16 protein-coding genes are annotated in these 18,589 nt (G+C 53.7%); 6 read left to right on the top strand and 10 right to left on the bottom strand.

Features of this window, described 5'->3' with window-relative positions; translation table 11 throughout:
• The first annotated feature begins 5 nt into the window (after positions 1-5).
• Positions 6-656 carry a fimbrial protein gene (locus OGY62_RS12225; RefSeq protein ID WP_052194470.1) on the top strand — a complete coding sequence of 217 codons (651 nt, stop codon included), beginning with the start codon at positions 6-8 and terminating at the stop codon, positions 654-656.
• 59 nt (positions 657-715) lie between these two features.
• On the opposite strand, the gene mrkJ is transcribed toward OGY62_RS12225, so the two are convergent.
• From mrkJ to iucA, 8 genes are all read right to left on the bottom strand, one after another.
• Complete coding sequence (gene mrkJ / locus OGY62_RS12220) at positions 716-1,432, bottom strand: cyclic-di-GMP phosphodiesterase MrkJ (protein ID WP_286459969.1); 717 nt, start codon at positions 1,430-1,432, stop codon at positions 716-718.
• A 143-nt stretch (positions 1,433-1,575) separates the two neighbouring features.
• A complete protein-coding gene (locus OGY62_RS12215; protein WP_024130227.1) occupies positions 1,576-2,160 on the bottom strand; it encodes a helix-turn-helix domain-containing protein in 585 nt (194 codons plus the stop codon).
• Between the two features lie 15 nt (positions 2,161-2,175).
• Positions 2,176-2,889 (bottom strand): flagellar brake protein, encoded by a 714-nt coding sequence (locus OGY62_RS12210; protein ID WP_214318784.1) that lies wholly within the window; start codon positions 2,887-2,889, stop codon positions 2,176-2,178.
• A gap of 176 nt (positions 2,890-3,065) precedes the next feature.
• Entirely contained in the window at positions 3,066-5,267 is a 2,202-nt protein-coding gene (gene iutA / locus OGY62_RS12205) for a ferric aerobactin receptor IutA (protein ID WP_115609205.1), read from the bottom strand.
• A 25-nt stretch (positions 5,268-5,292) separates the two neighbouring features.
• Complete coding sequence (gene iucD, locus OGY62_RS12200; protein ID WP_275147081.1) at positions 5,293-6,627, bottom strand: NADPH-dependent L-lysine N(6)-monooxygenase; 1,335 nt, start codon at positions 6,625-6,627, stop codon at positions 5,293-5,295.
• Positions 6,628-6,630: 3 nt separating this feature from the next.
• A complete protein-coding gene (iucC, locus tag OGY62_RS12195; RefSeq protein ID WP_286459965.1) occupies positions 6,631-8,364 on the bottom strand; it encodes an NIS family aerobactin synthetase IucC in 1,734 nt (577 codons plus the stop codon).
• A complete protein-coding gene (iucB, locus tag OGY62_RS12190; RefSeq protein ID WP_286459962.1) occupies positions 8,364-9,296 on the bottom strand; it encodes a N(6)-hydroxylysine O-acetyltransferase in 933 nt (310 codons plus the stop codon). The genes iucC and iucB overlap by 1 nt, the downstream gene beginning before the upstream one ends.
• Positions 9,297-11,021, bottom strand: a complete 1,725-nt coding sequence (gene iucA, locus OGY62_RS12185; RefSeq protein ID WP_286459961.1) for an aerobactin synthase IucA — start codon at positions 11,019-11,021, stop codon at positions 9,297-9,299.
• A gap of 132 nt (positions 11,022-11,153) precedes the next feature.
• Between iucA and OGY62_RS12180 the strand changes: the two genes are divergently transcribed.
• Both OGY62_RS12180 and OGY62_RS12175 read left to right on the top strand, forming a co-directional pair.
• On the top strand, positions 11,154-12,365 hold the full coding sequence (locus OGY62_RS12180) for an MFS transporter (protein WP_012131880.1): 1,212 nt from the start codon (positions 11,154-11,156) through the stop codon (positions 12,363-12,365).
• Positions 12,366-12,380: 15 nt separating this feature from the next.
• The gene (locus tag OGY62_RS12175; protein WP_286459959.1) at positions 12,381-13,277 is read left to right on the top strand and encodes a siderophore-interacting protein; all 897 of its coding nucleotides are present in this window, start codon (positions 12,381-12,383) and stop codon (positions 13,275-13,277) included.
• Positions 13,278-13,341: 64 nt separating this feature from the next.
• Here OGY62_RS12175 and ompC read toward each other — a convergent pair whose 3' ends face one another.
• On the bottom strand, positions 13,342-14,520 hold the full coding sequence (ompC, locus tag OGY62_RS12170) for a porin OmpC (protein WP_286459957.1): 1,179 nt from the start codon (positions 14,518-14,520) through the stop codon (positions 13,342-13,344).
• Between the two features lie 408 nt (positions 14,521-14,928).
• Here ompC and OGY62_RS12165 point away from each other — a divergent pair, with 408 nt between their 5' ends.
• From OGY62_RS12165 to OGY62_RS12155, 3 genes are all read left to right on the top strand, one after another.
• Positions 14,929-15,624 carry a phosphohydrolase gene (locus OGY62_RS12165; RefSeq protein WP_115614224.1) on the top strand — a complete coding sequence of 232 codons (696 nt, stop codon included), beginning with the start codon at positions 14,929-14,931 and terminating at the stop codon, positions 15,622-15,624.
• A 72-nt stretch (positions 15,625-15,696) separates the two neighbouring features.
• Positions 15,697-17,130, top strand: coding sequence for a DNA cytosine methyltransferase (locus OGY62_RS12160; RefSeq protein WP_071258789.1), 1,434 nt, complete (start codon positions 15,697-15,699; stop codon positions 17,128-17,130).
• Positions 17,111-17,581 (top strand): very short patch repair endonuclease, encoded by a 471-nt coding sequence (locus tag OGY62_RS12155; protein ID WP_071258786.1) that lies wholly within the window; start codon positions 17,111-17,113, stop codon positions 17,579-17,581. The genes OGY62_RS12160 and OGY62_RS12155 overlap by 20 nt, the downstream gene beginning before the upstream one ends.
• Here OGY62_RS12155 and yedA read toward each other — a convergent pair.
• Positions 17,566-18,489, bottom strand: coding sequence for a drug/metabolite exporter YedA (yedA, locus tag OGY62_RS12150; protein WP_286459955.1), 924 nt, complete (start codon positions 18,487-18,489; stop codon positions 17,566-17,568). The two genes, OGY62_RS12155 and yedA, sit on opposite strands and share 16 nt — an antisense overlap.
• Positions 18,490-18,589 lie beyond the last annotated feature (100 nt).

Below are 18,589 nucleotides of genomic sequence, written 5' to 3'. Positions count from 1 at the left end.
TGGGTATGCGTGATTCAGCACAGTATAAAAATATCAGACGACTCACTCAGTTGACCCTGATAAGCGGAATGCTTGTCGCCTCTTCAGCGTGGGGATTTGAAACCAATTACGATAGCGGACGGGTGGACTTCGCAGGGCGAGTGACGGATATTTCCTGTAGCGTGGCGCTCAACGGGGGCAACAATGCGGGCAGCGGTAGCGTCTGGCTGGCTCCGGTAAGCCTGGCGGAAGTACATGCCCGTGGCGCGGGCGCATTTATGAAACCGCAATCCTTCACCCTGGAATTGTCGAACTGTCAGTTACGTCATGATGGTGGCGCTGCGAATAACGATGAGATCAGCACGGTAAGTGTGCGCTGGATTGATGGATTCACAGTCAATACCGTCGGCAACGAAAATGCCGGTTATCTGGCGAATACACGAGCGGATGGGGCCAGCCATATTTTTCTGGCGCTGTCGACCAACGACAATAATACGCTGGATAAAAGCAATAAAATTGTTCCGGCTGACCCGCAGCAAAACCGGGTGCCTTTGGTGGAAAAAGCGGTAAGCGGCGGTGTGTTTACTTATTACATCGGTTACGTTACGCCAGCGCCGGAGAAAGCGACTAGTGGCCCGTTGACCAGTTGGGCAACCTGGGAGTTAGTGTATAACTGATTTCTTGCGTGTGAAGGTTGGTTTTGATGCCGGAGTCTTCCGGCATTTTTTTCTCTTTTTTAAACCGTAATCTCTTCTTTGACCAGTTGTTCAATACTGACTTCTTTCCAGTAATGCCCCTGAATGGCAAACCACTCCATACCCTGCAACCATTTCTTATGCGCTTCGCTTTCGACGCCTTCAATAATCACATTATGCTGGTTACGGGAAAGGAAGGTGACCAGCGCATCCATCAATGGCCGACCAGACTCTTTTTGCATTAAATGCCAGAAGAAGTTTCTGTCGATTTTGACATAATCAAAATGATAGCCGCGAATCGCGTTAATTCCCGCGTAGCCAGCGCCAAAGTCATCGAGCCAGAGTAAGGAGCTGTGGGAATCAGACCAGGCGGCGAGAGAGTTATTCAACAGTTCGTTAGAGTTTTCCGTGAGTTCAAAGTGAACGCAGCCCAGTGCTTTGACTTTCGCTTTCACTTCTGGCCGTAGCAGGACGCTGAGTATATGGTCGTCAACGTTAATCGTGGCAGAAACATTGTTTTTTATAAACCACGCTTTATGTTTTTCTATTAACGCCAGTTGTTCCATAAAGATACTTTCCCGTAAGTCCGCATTGGCATAACGAAATAACTCTTCTGGAGAAACAGGGATATGGTCAAAGCGGCTCAGGCACTCAACGGCGACAAGCGCCCCGAGAGGTGAAAACATTTTTTGGAAGACATATCGAACGGATATATCGCTACGTGACAAATTATGATTGAAAAACATAAGTGCGTCCATTATATCTCGTCAGAAATCAGGTCAACGGTGAGAGGGAGGTGGTATTAATATAAGTGATATTTTTGCCGGTGAAAATGATTGACAGGGGGCTGGTTAACAATTAATTATCGGTTTTTGATTGGTCATCTGCACATTTAATATGTTTAGCACCGAAACATATTGACGATTCTTTTGTTCATCACTTGCGAGTTATTCATGCCTAACTTTCTCATAATACTCGCCCTGTGAGTGTGGGCTGTTTTATAGTCAATGTTGAGAAGCTCTGCTATTTGTTTATTGTTATGGTTGGCAATCATTAGCGCCAGCACCTGCTGCTCCCTGGTAGTGAGTTTTCGCCGGGTGTATAAGCGCTGATATTCGCGGGCCGTTAAAGGATGTTTGAAGATGGCCGAGAGATCGGAGCAAGACGCGTTTTCCGTCAGAATCAATACATTTTCAAGATCGAGAAGTTCACGGCATAAGCTGGCGAGGTCGCTTTTTACAATCAGAACGAGCAGCGTGCAGTGCGTGAGATACATTCGTAATCTATTGAGCAAGGCGACCGTCCTGGCCGCAGAGATATCCTTATGAATGACATTGATAATAATCGTACCCGACTGAGGGGCACAGGTTCTCCCGGCGATCTCCTGATAGCCCAGCGTGGTAATATTTATCTCATTGTCCACCATGTAATGCAGGATTGATTGCCCAATGAGATTATCATCAGTGTAAAATAATAAATTACTCAATGTTTTCCCGGTCCGTTAAACTAAAAAAATCTTATTTTTAATTTTATTGTCAATAATTAATTTGACGATAACATTCTCTATGTAATGTTTATAATCGTCACTTTTATGCTGAAACATACAAGAGATGCGGAAATCTGCTTCTTCATACGATTTTTCGCTATGGAGTTCTGTTACGCTGATGATTTTTAAGTTAGTCATTACGCTGCCATATTCACCAAAACTCATCTCAACATTTTCTAACACATTATCTTTACGCATAAATTTAAGTTGAGATTGGGTGGATATGAAAGAACACCCGCCGTCAGAGACATCATTTAACGTATGTTTAAAAGTAACGCCATTTTTATAACGACCAGAACAACAGAATTGATAACTCTCTCTTGTCTTAAGTCGGGGGGACGATCGCCGTTGCAGTATGTTTATGCTCTCAGGAATGGCAAAGCGGAAAATATTATCCGGGCTATTGTGCTCAGTGTTTATCTGCGCGGTGGCAAACTCAATCCTGCCAAGTTTACTGTGGATCTGAAAACAGACATCGTCGTTTTCAGATAACGAAGGCTGAAAAGAGGGAGGGAGATCGATATAAAAAGATGAACTGTCAACTTTTCGTAAATCTGATTGCCAGCTCAGATCGTTAAAACTAAAATCCAGTTTAGACTTAACCCTGAATTCTTCTCTCAGGATAGCAATAATTTCATATCTGGATTTTTTCGAAACTCCTTCTGACATACCATCTCTCTAAAATACAATGTCCTTTCAGATTATTATCCCATGTTGCGATCGCCTGTTTATTAAAAATAAAAGGATGCGGCCTATTGTTGAATTTTCAAAAATAGTTCAATGCTATTGATTGCGTATTGACATTCGGTGAATTTGCCCGGCATGTGCCGGGCAAGGAGGGCAGTTTAGAACAGAACTGAGTAGTTCAGACCAAAGGTGCGGCCACGTCCTTTGTAGTCATACAGGGAAGCGGGGCCGTAACCTGGGCTGTAATACAGCGGCGCGCGCTGCCCCCAGACGGTGGTGTAGTCACGGTCGAAGAGGTTTTCAACGCTGAAGCTGAGTTTACCCACCGGAAGCTGATAGCTGCCGAGCAAATCGACGGTGGTATAGCCATCAATGCTGTAGCCTTCTGCATCGCTCACATCGAAGGAGGTGGTGCTCTGTACGCGCAGGCTCCACGGGTCCGGCGCCCAGCCAATGTAAGCTGTCGCTTTCGATGGACTTGCCACCTTCACGTCATATTTCTGCCAGCTACCGTTCACTTTCGACTCGGTTTTCAGCACGTTGAAGTTCGCACCGGTACTCCAGTCGGTATCTGGAATCAGGTAGTCCACCGCGCCTTCCACGCCGTAAATGCGGCGTTTGTCGTCCACCACGCTGATGGTCAGATCTTTATTCGCCACCACGCTCTTATCGGAAATCGAGTAGTAGGCCGCGATTTGGGTGCGCAGGTTGTCGCCGGTAAAGCGCCAGCCCAGCTCATAAGAATCGACCTTCACGCCTTCCAGCTTGCTGTCGCCAACGTTCACGCTGTTGGTCAGGGGAAGGTGACCGTTCACCGCTGCGCCATAGGTGCCGCGACCGTAGTATTTACCCGGGTCCGGCAGCTCCACGCCCTGGGAGAAGTTGAGCCATGCCTGCTGGCGTTCGGTGATGTGCATCAGCAGACCGGCGTTGAACAGGAAGTTGTCGTAATCGACCGAGCCGCCTGGAATGGCGTCGGCGGATGTCGCCTTCCCGGCGGCAATCTGCTGTTGTTGCGCGTAGCCGATGAAATCATCAATCTTGTTCTCAGTGTACTGATAGCGTACGCCGCCGCTGAGGGTAAAGATATCATTGATGTCATAGCTTGATTGCAGGAAGGCCGCCAGGTTGGTGATGTCATACGACGGATAGCGCCCGGTGGTGTAAATCTTCTGGTTGTTCAGCCCCCCGGAAGCGCTTGCCTGGGCCAGATCGAAGAACATCTGGTTGGAGGTAAAGCGCTCGTGGTCGGCATCCAGCCCGTAGGTGATTTGCCAGCCGTCCAGTGGTTTGCTGTTCAGGGTCAGTTTCATGCCGTACTGGTCGGTGTCCTGCTGTGACGAGGAGAAAGCCGTCGCCTGTTTGTTCGCATTTACGGTCGGGAACGGGTAGAACAGCAGTGACTCATCGCGGTAGTAAACCTGGCCGACCAGCTCCTGACCAAAGAAATCGCTGTTGGAGTACTGTAGGCTGATCAGATGACGCTCGGTGCCGGGAATACGGTCGGAATTCAGCCCCTTACTGACGTATGGTGTGCTGGCCCCGCTAATGGCGGAGAAATCTTTCCCAAGATTCAGCCCGTAATCGTCGTCGCCCTGGCTTTTATAGTACTGCGTGATCAACTGAAGCTGCTGGGTTTCATCGATGTTCAGCGTACCGGTGCCCATGATGTCCAGGCGATCGGAATACTGTAGGCCGGTCTGGGTGTTATCGAGCAGGGTGGCATCGCCGTTACCGTCAAACCAGCCGCCAAACTTCTGGTACGCCACTGAAACACGCCCGGAGACATGGTCATTGCCGCCGGAGATGGCGCTGGCAATGCGCTCATCGTGATCTTTACTGCTGTTAAAGCCGCTTTTGGTGCCAGCCTCAAACTCCATCTGGGTTTCCGGCTGGCCTTTTTTGGTCACGATGTTGATCAGACCACCGGTACTGCCGCCGCCGTACAGGGCCGTCGCGCCGGAGATCACTTCAATATGGTCGATATTGAAAGGATCGATAGAGTCCAGCTGTCGGCTGTCGGTGCGTGAAGAGTTGAGACGCACGCCGTCAACCAGCACGACCAGCGGGCGGCCACGCACGTTCATACCGTAGTTGGTGCGGCTCTGGCTGCTGACGTCAAGGCCAGGGATCAGCTGAGCCAGCGCGTCTTTCAGCTCTTTGCCGCCCTGAATCTGCTGTTCCAGTTCGGCGTTTTCGATAACCCAGGTGGTTTGCGCCATCTCCGCTACGGTGCGATTGCTGCGGTTGGCAGACACCACGAGCGTTTCATCATCGGTTTGTTGAGCGACTGCTGGCGCCATCATGGCGAGAAGCAGTGGGTTGAGAGCCCAAAGCGTATACTTTTTGCTTATCATCATTATTCCTTCACACGGGCGGAAAAAATCAGCCCAAAGATGCTGTGTAGCGAGTTAAAGAAGCAGCCTCCGGCTGCGGTTTTTCCCGGCTGCCGCTGCGCCATTGAATCAGGGCGGGCGGCATACTGAGATCGAATAAATCACGCCCCAGCGCGCGATTAAGAATACGGGCGGAGCGCCAGGCCATCAGGCTGAGCTGTGGTTCGGCGATGCCGTGGGTTTGCATACTGGCGTTGACCGCGAAGATGTTGTTCTCTTTCGGGCCGTTCCACTCCAGGGTGAAGTCGTCGCGTACTTTGAAATTGCACTCATCGCGCATGGCGATTCGCGACATCAGCGGTGAAAGTATCTGCGGCAGCGCGGGACGGTAGCCGGTGGCGAAAATCACCACGTCGCTTTCCAGAGTGTCATAGCCGTTATCCAGATGATGCTCCAGCAGCAGTTGCCAGCTCTGGCCGCGACTTTCCAGCCCGCTGACCGAGCGGCTTGGCAGCAGACGGGCGTTACGCGGTTGCCTCAGTACCTCGAAGCGGTGATACAACTCGCGATAGATGGTCAGTAGCGAGTCGGCTGTGATGCCGTCGGAGGTCATTTTCTGCTCGTCGAGCATCTTCTGGCGCGCGCTTTCATTCAGACCGACGAAGCCTGAAACGTACTCAGGCGTGAAGTATTCGTTGGCGAACGCCGCCTCATCCAGCGCGTTAAAGTTATTGCGGCGCGAGACCCAACTGATCTCTGCAACGTCGCCCCATTCTCCGCGCAGCGCATTGAGGAACAGGTCGGCGCCGCTTTGCCCGCCGCCAACCACGGTGACTCGCTTGCCGCCGAGGTCTGGCTGGCGCAGGCTCATTTCACTGGCGTGGAAGCAGGTTTGCGTCGCCGTTTTTACGCAAGGCGGCAGGTGCGGTTGCTTGCCAATGCCAAGGCAGATATTGCGGGCAACGCTTTCGCCCTGGCTGGTCTGCACCACAAACCGCTGGCGTCTCTCGTCGAAATCAATACTTTCAACGGTATGATTGAAATGCAGATTGTTCATCCCTTCGGCGGCCCAGCGCAGGTAGTCGGAAAACTCATCGCGGGACACGGTACGCAGTTCGGTGGTCAGGAAGCGGTAGAATTTTTTGCGCTTCACCAGATAGTTAACAAAGCTGTACGGGCTTGTGGGAGCCACAGCGCTAACCAGATCTTTCAGGAACATGGTCTGCATATGGCAGTCCGGCACCAGCATGCCGGGATGCCAGGCAAAATGCGGGCGGCCGTCAAAGAAGCGGCTGCTTAATCCTTCGGCCTGATGAGACAGCGCCGCGATGCTCAGGTTGAACGGGCCGATGCCTACGCCAATAAAATCTACAGTGTTTGTCATGATTCAGTCCCTGGTTGCCAGCCACAGCGGGTTTTGCAGATCCTCAAGGTAATTCGGCAACATGCGGCTGCCGCCGTCCTGGTCGGGCCAGGTCAGTTTTACCGGGTTCAGCACTACGCGAATAATTTGTGGCTTGAAGAGTGAGAAAAGCGCAAAGCGCGCTGACATTTGTGGATGTTCCTGCATGTAATCACTCAACACTGCTGCCAGCAGTTGATAAAAACGCCTCTCCGGTACGCCAAGGCGAGCCATCAGCGGCGAAACAAAGCGCAGAACCGTCACGAAGTGGCCGGTCTGCAAATCATGAATTAAGTAGTCGGCGCTCAGGCGAGCGGTGACGTCACGCACCTCCTGAGGCAGGGAGTCCATCTCCGGGAACGCATCTTTCACCAGCCGCATATCGCCCTGGAAGTCTTTCAACAGCACGCGCTGCGGTACGCCCTCTTTCATGGCGAGCGTTATATTTTGTCCGTGGGCGATAAGCGCGACGCCGTAGCGGCAGAGCAGGTGATACAGCGGAACTACTACCACCCGGAACAGCTGCGTAAGCCAGGTTTCAGCGTCCAGCCCGGAGCGGTCGATATATGCGCCTATCAGCGGCTGATTGTTTTCATCGCACTCCATCAGTGTCGCCATCAGAATCGGACTTTCGTCCGGCTTCAGCCAGCGACACGGATTCTCACGCCAGATAACGCCGAGCATCTCCTGGTAGCGGTAGGGGGCCTGGGCAAGCGCGGCATAGCCTTCATGGGACACATAGCCCGCCGCCGGTTCACCGAGGATCACCGCGCCGCTTTGCTTAAGCGTGGCGTCGGTCGCAAAAACCTGTTGCAGCCAGCGTGAGGCCAGCGGCCCGGCGGCGATGTATTTGCCCGGAATCCCCCGGTAGCAGGAGGTGTTGTAGATGGTCAGCGGCAGCTTGATATCCAGCCCGCCCTGGCGACTGGCGTTGGTCAGGGTGCGCAGCGACTGCTGGGCGAGCCACAAGTCGCCAAACTCGCCGAGAGAAACCATCCTGCCTTCGGCAAGATCGGCGATGAAGTCGAGGGCGATTTTTTGCTGCCACTGCCACGGATGTACCGGCAGTGGCAGCCAGTCGTTATCCAGCCCGTTTTCCTGCCAGACCTGATTGAAGCGGGCAAACTCCTGCGGGTCCATCGCGGCCGCCAACAACTGCTGAATATCCAGCTCGCTGTCGCAGCGCCAGACCATATGCTCACGTTTTACCGCCAGCCAGTGCAGTCTGAAGGTGTTGGCGTACTCTGGCGCATATCGCTCCAGCGCCTCTTTGCCCCAGCCCCGGCGGCCTTTATTAAAAGCGAATTTAGGATGGCCGCTTAGCAGGCATTGCAGGCGGTCGGCATTAAGATCAATCAGGTCACTGGCGCTCAGCCCGCGACGAGCCTTCAGCAGTTGCAGGTCGCCCAGCAGCGTGGCATACAAATCCTGCATATGCTCAGCAACGGTGGCATCGCTCATCGATAGCACCGGTTTTAGCTGCATCAGTAGCGTTTGCGCCAGAACGGGCTCGTCCGCACAGCGCAGCGTTTGAGCATCAATCCACAGCCAGCCCCAGATGCCGCGTTCAGCGCTGAAGCGCCATTGCGCACCCGGCAGGTTAATGCAGTAGCGGCCATCGCCCTGAGATTCCGCGTGGAAAACCTGCTCATACTCCAGCTCGGCCAGCATTTTTGCCACCAGCTGGCGGTTAACAAAATCCCAATCCTTGTGATTCATTACAGACCGACCTCCGTGAAGAAATGATGGCGATCCGCCATCACCATGCGCGAGCGCTTGTGCGGGAAGTCGAACTCTTTAATTGTCCGGTATCCCGCAGGCTCAAGGTGGCGGAACAGGCGCTGGTTATCGGCGCGTGGCTCAAGTACGGTACGCTGCGTGCGGGGCTCATCCAGCAGCAGGTAATGCGTCAGCCCGCGCAGCCAGCTTTGTACGTAGTGGGCTCCGCGCCATTGCTGTTCACCAACCAGCAGATGCAGGCCACGGTCAAAGGGTTGCCATGAATAGTGGCGGCCAATGCGGTCTTCCGCCGCCCAGTAGATTTCGAAATAGCTAAACGGCCGATCGTCGAAGCAGCCGATCAGCGGGAACGCATGTTTACTGGTGAGTTGGCGCTCCAGATAGGCGGTCTGTACCTCCAGCGAGCCGCTTTGCTCCCAGAAATACTCAACGCGCGGATCGTTCATCCAGCGGGTGAAACGTTCTGCATCAAGAACGGGATCGGCAACGCGGAAACTCAGCGTCTTGCGAACGCGTGGATCGTAACGGCGATAAACCTCGCCCTGCGGACGGGGCGGGCGCAGCGGGAAATAAATCTCACGCTCTGCATCAAAAACCATTTCGCCGGAGGCCCGGTTTGCCGGAGAACTCAGCCATAGCGGTAACTGCCAGAAGGCGGCGCGATGGATGATGTCGCTTTTTACCTGCCCGAAAAGCGTCAGCGCCTGTGGCTCCTCGCGCCATTCGGCCCAGGGGAGAACCACCGCTGAAAGTTGCGGTGCGGCGATAAATATCTGATCCAGCGCGTCGCGCAGCCACCCCGGCCAGCGCAGCACCGCGCTATTGTCCAGCCCCCAGCTAAGATTCAGAGGCTTGTCGAGTTTTTCACAGCGCAGTCCATATCCGCTGTGAACGATGTTTGCCTTAGACATTTAGCCCTCCTGAGCCAGCAGCGGGTTGGCGAAATCGAAGTAGATCACCGAGGGATCGACGATGGTGTTCTCGTTGTGGTCGTTCAGATAACAGAAAAAGTTACCTTTTACGTTCCAGTACGGATTTTCCAGCACGTAGTTGAGACAGGTTTTATGAGTCACCTGATCACGCACTTCAGCCAGCAACGTTCGTACGCGAGCCATCAGATTCGCTTCACTGTCCAGCCCGGCGGCGCCCAGCGCGGCGGTCACGGCAAAAGTGGAGTTAACCAGCAGGTAATAAGGGAAGTAGCGCAGCAACTGCTCACGGGTGAAGACGTTTTCCGCCTGCGCCTCGCCAATGGTGTCGAGCCAGCCTGCTGCGTGAGGCATAAACGCGCTGCCTTGGCAGTCACGGTAGATAAGCCCGACTGGCAGATCCCCAAGCATCTGAACCAGAATATTTTGCTGATGCGCCAGCAGCACCAGGCCGTAATCCGCTTCAGCCGTAAACAGCGGCTTCAGCACCTGCTGACAGTAAGCATCGACCCATGCGTGGGCGGCCTGTTGCGCAGTGATGCCGAGGCGATCGCTCAGACGTTTTACCGCCGCAACCAGCAGCGAATCACCGCCATCCGGCGCAGCCTGAGTCAGGGAGACCAGTACGTTAGTCTGGCTTTGCGGCTGATCCACCAGCAGGTTTTCACGCAGGGCAAACAGGCTTTCCTGCATGATGTTGCCGTGGAGATCGCGCAGCCCGGCCCAGCCGTCTTCCTGCATCACCCGGAAAGTCGGGAAGCGGGCCTGTAGCATCTGCCAGTCGTCGGTTTGCGCCAGGCGCGCCAGGCGCATTCCACGCTTCACTTCTTTCACTGACAGGGTACGGACGGAGTTGGTCAGGCGCACGCTCAGGGAGAATTTGATCATGTCGCGGCTGGTGGCGCAGTAGAGCGAGCGGGAAGAGGTGGTCGGTAGCCACGGCGCGCCGGCTTCGCCTAAATCTTTAATCAGCCCTTTAGCGACAAGCTCCTGGCACCACTCCTGCTGCAACAGATACTCCCCCTGCCACGGGTGCAGCGGGAATAGCCATTGATTGTCGCTTAATTCATTGAGTAACTGCGGCGCATTCTCTGCGGCAAATCGCGTCAACCGCTGTTGCAGGTTGAGATGCAGGCTTTCACCGGCGATCTGCGTTTTGTCCACCGCAAACCACCGTAGCGGGAAGTGGGGCGCGAAGTCCGGCAGGTAGCGTTCGGCCTCCTGCTGGTTAAACGGTTCATGAGACTTAGGCGCCGGGTGGAAGGCGTGCCCGACCAGCAGAGCCTGCTCCGCCTCGCCAAAGTTCAACGCCTTTTCACGCAGGGCTGCCCAGTCATGGCGGGCATCAATCGCCTGCTGCGTATGGGCGTGGCTTTCCATCACTCGCTGGTGGAAGGTTTCGCAACTGGTCGCGGGCAGCAAGAGTTGGTGCTGGAGCTTATCAACAATAAGCCGGGAGAGGGTGGCGAAATCGACGGGGTGACTGCCGGAGGCCGTGACCAGACGCGCCGGAAATTCAAAGCGGTGATGCTGGGTGGGGGAAAAATAAGCCACTCTGAAATGGAGCGCCTGCTGTTCGCCCAGCGGGATGATCAATTCGGTTGGCTGGTATTCCGTCAGCCGCCAGTCTTTGGTTTCACGAACCAGGGAATTCAGGAAGCACTGCGCAGCCACATCCAGGGCTGACGTTTTAGTTGGCAAAGTCATAATCAAACAGATCCCACTCGTTATGATAATGCGAATTTTGCCGATAAGGTTTCTCATTATCAATAACAATTGTTAGAATCGGTAAAATTAATTTTACAAATAAACACAATTAATACATGGAATTGCAACATCGTGACGTCTCTTGAGAGCGCGGAAACGCCGCAAAAACCATTGTCCTGCTGGCCGCTTGCGTTCAGTGCGGGGTTACTCGGTGTCGGGCAAAACGGCCTGCTGGTCGCGATCCCTGTACTGGTGATTCAGACAAACCTGAGCCTGTCGATTTGGGCGGCTTTGCTGATGCTTGGCTCAATGCTGTTCCTGCCGTCTTCCCCGTGGTGGGGAAAGCAAATTGCCCGTGTGGGCAGTAAGCCTGTGGTGCTGTGGGCACTGGGGGGATACGGCGCAAGCTTTACTCTGCTTGGGCTGGGAAGCATGCTGATGGCGACCGGCGCCGTAACAACAGCGGTGGGGCTGGGAATATTAATCATCGCGCGGATCGCCTACGGGCTTACCGTGTCGGCGATGGTGCCAGCCTGTCAGGTCTGGGCATTGCAGAGAGCGGGGGAAGGGAATCGCATGGTCGCTCTGGCAACCATTAGCTCCGGCTTGAGCTGCGGCAGACTATTCGGGCCGTTGTGCGCGGCGGCGATGCTGGCAATTCACCCTCTGGCGCCGATGGGGCTGCTGATGGCAGCGCCACTGCTGGCGCTGGTGATGCTGCTGCGGTTGCCTGGCACGCCACCGCAGCCCGCAGCGGAGCGCAAGAGCGCCAGCCTGAGGCTGGATTGCCTGCCTTATCTGCTTTGCGCGCTGTTATTAGCCGCGGCGGTGAGCATGATGCAGCTTGGTCTTTCGCCCGCCCTTACTCGCCAGTTCGCCACGGATACCGCCGCCATTAGCCACCAGGTGGCGTGGCTGTTGGGGCTGGCCGCGGTCGCCGCGCTTATCGCACAGTTCGGGGTGCTCCGCCCGCAGCGCCTGACGCCGATGGCGCTGCTCTTGAGTGCCGGAGCGCTGATGATTTGTGGCCTGGCGATAATGCTCGCCGAACAGCTATGGTTGTTTTACCTCGGCTGTGCGGTGCTGTCGTTTGGGGCTGCTCTGGCAACACCCGCTTATCAGCTTTTACTGAATGATAAGCTGACAGACGGCGCAGGCGCGGGCTGGATCGCGACCAGCCACACGCTTGGCTATGGGCTTTGCGCATTGCTGGTGCCGCTGGTGTCGAAAACCGGCGCCGCAGCGGCGCTGATTGTGGCGGCTTTTTTCGTCGCTGTGTTATTTACCGTGGTGTCTGGCTTTATCTGGCGCAGCCGCTACCGTTCACGTCATTCCGCGATTTAAGCGTAAGGAAAAGTTATGGCTGGAGTTCAGGGCTACCGCCTGTTCAACGTTCAACTGGCGCGTAAGACGGAGGTTTCCCCTTCGCTGCTGAGCCTGGTTTTCAGCGGGCAGGAGGTGGCGCAGATGAAATGCGACTCGCCGGATCAGCGCATTAAGATGTTGTTTCCGTCTGAAGACGGGACGCCGCCGTCGTTGCCTGCCGAAGGGCACTGGTATCAGCTTGTACTGGGGATGCCAAAAGAGAAGCGCCCGGTTATCCGTACCTATACGCTGCGACATGTCGATCCTGCTCGCCAGGAGGTCACCGTGGAATTTATCAATCATGGTACAGAAGGACCGGCTTCGGCATGGGCGATTAACGCCAGACCCGGCGACGCCATTCAGATGGTGGCGCCTGACGCGGCGTATGCTGAAGACAGCGGTGGCTATGAATGGACGCCTCCCCAGGGACTGCGGAATGCGTTAATCATCGCTGATGAGACGGCACTCCCCGCCGCGCGCGGTATCCTTGAGATGCTGGCGAGACAGACCAACCCGCCACAGGTTCAGGCGTTCTTTGAAGTTCCTGAACAGGGCGACTGCGCGAATTTAAGCGAGTTTAAGTTCGCCGACATTTTTTGGTTGCCGCGTAACCCCACAGCGGCGAAGCACGGTGAATGCCTGATTCAGGCCGTAAAAACGCATGCCAGAGTACCCGAAAGTCGCCATCCCGATACGGTGGATACGGTGAAAGAAGAAGCCGAAGGGGAGCTTCTCTGGGATAAGGCCACGACCAGCAGCACGGCGTTTTATGGGTGGGTGGCCGCAGAGTCCACCGTCGTCAAACTGCTGCGCCGCCATTTAATTGGCGAGCGTGGCGTTGAGCACAAAGCGATTAACTTTATGGCATATTGGTCTAAAGGGCGCGCGTGATAATAAAAAGCCCGCATCATGAAATTATTCCATTATGCGGGCTTAGTGCAGTGTCTAATGAATATTAGAACTGGTAAACCAGACCGACGGCTACGATATCATCGGTTGCGATACCGTTGTCTGCGTAGAAGCTATCGTCTTCATCCAGCAGGTTGATTTTATAATCAACATAGGTGGACATATTTTTGTTGAAGTAATAGGTCATACCCACATCAACATATTTCACCAGATCTTTATCGGTGTAACGCCAGTTGCCACGGCTATCGGTATCCTGACCACCTAAATCTTTGCCTTTAGATTGCAGGTAGGCAATAGACGGGCGCAGACCGAAGTCAAACTGATACTGTGCAACAACTTCAAAGTTCTGCGTTTTGTTGGCGATACCGCCTCCTGTATTATCACCTGCACCATAGTAAGTCATATTACGGGTTTCAGCGTACATGGCGGCGAGGTAAACATTGTAGGCGTCGTATTTTGCACCAACGGTCCAGGCTTCGGCGGTTTCACCACCCGCCATTTTATTGCCATGAGCACTGTCACCCAGACCATGACCTACCTGAGCATCGGTACGATCGGAATTGGCGTATGCCGCACCCAGGCTTAAACCGAAGTCGAAGTCGTAGGAGGTGGACATACCGAAGCCGTCGCCGTTTTCTTTGGCCAGCTTGCGATTAGTACTGTTGCCGGAACCTTCCTGACCAAAATCGGTGCCTTCATTATTACCCTGATACTGGAGCGCAAAGTTCAGACCATCAACCAGACCAAAGAAGCCGTTATTACGGTAGGTTGCTACGCCGTTAGTACGGCCTAACATATAAACGTCAGTCTGAGTGTAAGTATCGCCGCCGAATTCTGGCAGCATATCGGTCCAGGCTTCTACGTCGTAAACCACGCCGTAGTTACGACCGTAATCGAAAGTACCGTTTTGACCAAAACCTAAACCAGCGAAGCCGAGACGAGTCCAGGAGTCACCTTTATCACCTTCAGTACCGTTGGCCTGAATGTTGTATTCCCACTGACCGTAACCGGTTAACTGCTCGGCAATTTGCGTTTCGCCTTTAAAACCCAGACGGGCATAGGACATGTCGCCGTCGCTGCCTGCATCGTCAGAGAAATAACGCAGGCCATCAACTTTACCGTACAGGTCCAGTTTATTGCCGTCTTTATTATACACTTCAGCCGCATTTGCAGCGCCTGCAATTAATAAAGCAGGGACAAGCATCGCCAGAACTTTTCTTTTCATTATGTATTCCCTATAATAATAATTGATATGAATAAGTGATCGAATCCTGAAGATCACTGTTGAATACTATTCCAGGAAGTTCATTCTTTTTTAAATATTACATGTAACAAATGTATTTAAAATATTTCTAATTGTTTCTTTGGGTGTGATTATAAATAATTTAATATGTATTTATTGCTTTATATTTAACTGTGTTATGTTTTTCTTTTAATAAATTATGATTTGCGTTTTTGGAATTTATTTTGTGAATATTTTATCGTAATTAGCGCTATTTTAACGTCGTTCGGATTTTCTTTTTATTCCATTTATTGCCTTCGTTAACTTGTCTGATACCTCCTCCCGTAATCATTGAGCGTGAAGACTAGGCGGAATATTGCTAATGTTGCTTTCTGATTCAGAGGAGGCAGCGTGGATTTACACTACTGGCAATCGCAGTTCGAAGCGTGGTTGGGCAAAAATCACCACGAGCAGGATAGCGCCCATGACATTTTTCATTTTCGTCGCGTCTGGGGAACGGCACAAAAGCTGTCGACGGATGAGGATGTTGACTGGCTTGTTGTGCTGACCGCGTGTTATTTCCACGATATCGTCAGCCTGCCGAAAAATCATCCCGATCGCCATCGTTCATCCGTGCTGGCCGCTGACGCGGCACGTCGCATATTAATGAACGATTTCCCTGCGTATCCTGAAGAGAAATTAGCGGCAGTCAGTCATGCGATTGAGGCGCACAGTTTTAGCGCCCACATTGCGCCAATGACCAGCGAGGCGAAGATTGTGCAGGATGCCGACCGGCTTGAAGCACTGGGCGCAATCGGTCTGGCGCGCGTGTTTGCCGTTTCCGGCGGGCTGGGCGTTTCGCTATTTGATGCTGAAGATCCCTTCGCGCAACGTCGCCCGCTTAACGATAAGCAATTCGCCCTCGACCATTTTCAGACAAAACTTCTGACCTTGCCGCAAACCATGCAAACCGCGCGGGGAAAGCTGCTGGCAGAGCATAACGCCGACTTCCTGGTAACCTGGATGGCGAAGCTAAGCGCGGAGCTAAGGGGGGAGTACGACTCGTTGGATCAGACGGTAATTCAGGCTTTTAGCTGCGATAAGTAGCAACCATACCCAAAACGTAAACGCGTTCATTTTGTGTTAACCTGTCGAATATCAATTTCGCCGGTTAAATGTATGCAGGAAAATCTTTCAGTAACAGGTTTCCAGGATCTGATGACGGACAATGCCGGGGCTGCCGTACAGGCGCTGCTGGGCAAACTGCTGGAAATCTATGATGTGAAAACGCTGGTGGCGCATCTGAATGGCGTTGGGGAGAACCACTGGAGCCCGGCTATTTTTAAACGCGTCGTGGCGAACGCAACGGCGTGGCATCGTCTGAGCGAGAGCGAATATACGCACCTCAGGACATTGTTGCCAACGCCTCCGGCACACCATCCGCATTATGCCTTTCGTTTTGTCGATCTCTTCGCCGGGATCGGCGGAATTCGCCGTGGCTTTGAAGCGATAGGCGGGCAGTGCGTGTTTACCAGCGAATGGAATAAACACGCGGTACGCACCTATAAAGCCAATTATTACTGCGATCCGCAACGGCATCATTTCAATGAAGATATTCGCGATATTACGCTGAGCCACCGCGACGGCGTGAGCGATAGCGAAGCGGCGGAGCATATTCGCCAGCACATACCGGAGCACGATGTTCTACTGGCCGGTTTTCCCTGCCAGCCATTCTCTCTGGCAGGGGTATCAAAGAAAAACGCGATGGGACGGGCGCATGGTTTCGCCTGCGATACGCAGGGGACGCTCTTTTTCGATGTCGTGCGGGTTATTGACGCCCGACGCCCGGCGATTTTTGTGCTCGAAAACGTCAAAAACCTGAAAAGCCACGACCAGGGAAAAACGTTTCGCATCATTATGCAAACGCTTGACGAACTGGGGTATGACGTCGCCGATGCTGCGGATAATGGGCCGGACGACCCGAAAATTATTGATGGCCGCCATTTTTTACCCCAGCATCGGGAGAGGATTGTGCTGGTGGGATTCCGCCGCGATCTTAATCTGAAAACCGATTTTACGCTGCGGGATATTGCCACCCGCTATCCGCAGCAGCGCATCACGCTGGCGGAACTGCTTGAACCGGCGGTTGAAGCGAAATATGTGCTGACGCCGGTATTGTGGAAGTATTTGTACCGCTACGCGAAAAAGCATCAGGCCCGGGGTAACGGTTTCGGCTATGGGATGGTCTATCCTGCGAATCCCGGCAGCGTAACGCGCACATTGTCGGCGCGTTACTATAAAGATGGCGCGGAGATACTGATTGACCGTGGCTGGGATATGGCCGCAGGAGAGGCGAATTTCGACGATCCGGTGAATCAGCAGCACCGTCCACGCCGGTTAACGCCCAGAGAGTGCGCGCGGTTAATGGGATTTGAATCGCCGCAGGGATATCAGTTCCGCATTCCCGTTTCAGACACCCAGGCCTACCGTCAGTTTGGTAACTCCGTCGTGGTTCCGGCATTTGCCGCAGTAGCAAAACTGCTGGAGTCGAGAATTAAACAGGCCGTTACATTGCGCCAGAAAGAGAGCCAGCATGGCGGACGTACACGATAAGGCGACGCGCAGCAAGAATATGCGGGCGATAGCCACGCGCGATACGGCGATAGAAAAACGCCTTGCCGGTCTGTTGCAGGAGCAGGGGATGGCGTTTCATGTGCAGGACGCCACGTTGCCCGGACGCCCGGATTTTGTCGTGGATGAGTATCGTTGCGTTATCTTCACGCACGGCTGTTTCTGGCATCATCATGACTGCTACCTGTTCAAAGTTCCCGCCACGCGTACCGAGTTCTGGCTGAACAAAATCGGTAAAAATGTGGAGCGCGATCGGCGAGACATGCTGAGGCTTCGCGAGCTTGGCTGGCGTGTGCTGATTGTCTGGGAGTGTGCTTTGCGTGGCCGGTTGAAACTCAGCGACGCCGCACTGGCGGAACGGCTTGAAGAGTGGATCTGCGGCGGTGGCCCCACCGCGCAGATCGACACGCAGGGTATTCATTTACTGGAGTGATTTTCCGATTCGCTCGCTGCGGTCGCGGGTCTGGCGGGAAACAAATATTTCCCCAGCGTCACCAGGACGACAGCGAAAACAATTACCCCTAATGCCAGCCACTCGACGGAAGAAAGGCTTTCTCCCCCCAGACCTGTTCCCAGCAACACCGCCACTACCGGGTTGACGTAGGCGTAACTGGTTGCCAGCGCCGGGCTGACATTACGGATCAAATACATATAGGCGTTAATGGCGATAATGGAACCGAATAGCGCCAGATAACCTACCGCCATGAAGCCGGAGAGCGTCGGCATCGTCGTCAGCTTTTCCCCGGCGATAAAGGAAGCGAACATCAGCACAACACCGGCAGCCAGCATTTCAATCGCTCCGGCCATCATCCCTGTCGGCAACGCGATGCGGGCGCCGAACACGGAGCCGAATGCCCAGCTCATCGAGCCAATCAGGATCAACAGCGCGCCCCAGGGGTTGCCGCTCAAATTTCCGCCGCTATTGAGCATGATGATCCCCGCCAGGCCGATGGCGATGCCTGTCCACTCCAGTTTTCGCGTTTTAATGCCAAAGAAATGGCTGAAGCACAGCGTGAAGAGTGGGACCGTCGCGACCACCACGGCGGCGATGCCGGACGGTACATCCTGATGTTCCGCTACGGTAACCAGACCGTTCCCCACCGCCAGCAGCAGAATGCCAATCAGCGCGGCATTGAGTAATTGACGCAAAGGGGGCAGTTTATGCCCACGAAGAAGTAAGAATGTTGTTAACAAAATCCCCGCAGACAGAAAACGGACGCCCGCCATCATCAGCGGCGGCCAACTCTCAACGCCAATACGAATAACGAAGTACGTGGAACCCCAAATGATATACAGCGCGAAGAGTGCGCTAAAAAGTGGTAGTAACTGCCTGAAACGCATAATCCCTCACGGCGGAAATAAAAAGGTGCAACATAGTAAACGTCAAAACTATCGCGCTGGCGAGCGTTATAATTGCACTCTTTTGTTAAATTTTTGTTGA

Source organism: Citrobacter sp. CK198 (genome assembly GCF_030333295.1).
Lineage (GTDB): Bacteria > Pseudomonadota > Gammaproteobacteria > Enterobacterales > Enterobacteriaceae > Citrobacter_B > Citrobacter_B koseri.
Note: the sequence above shows the minus strand (reverse complement) of the source record. Positions and strands in the feature narration are given on the sequence as shown.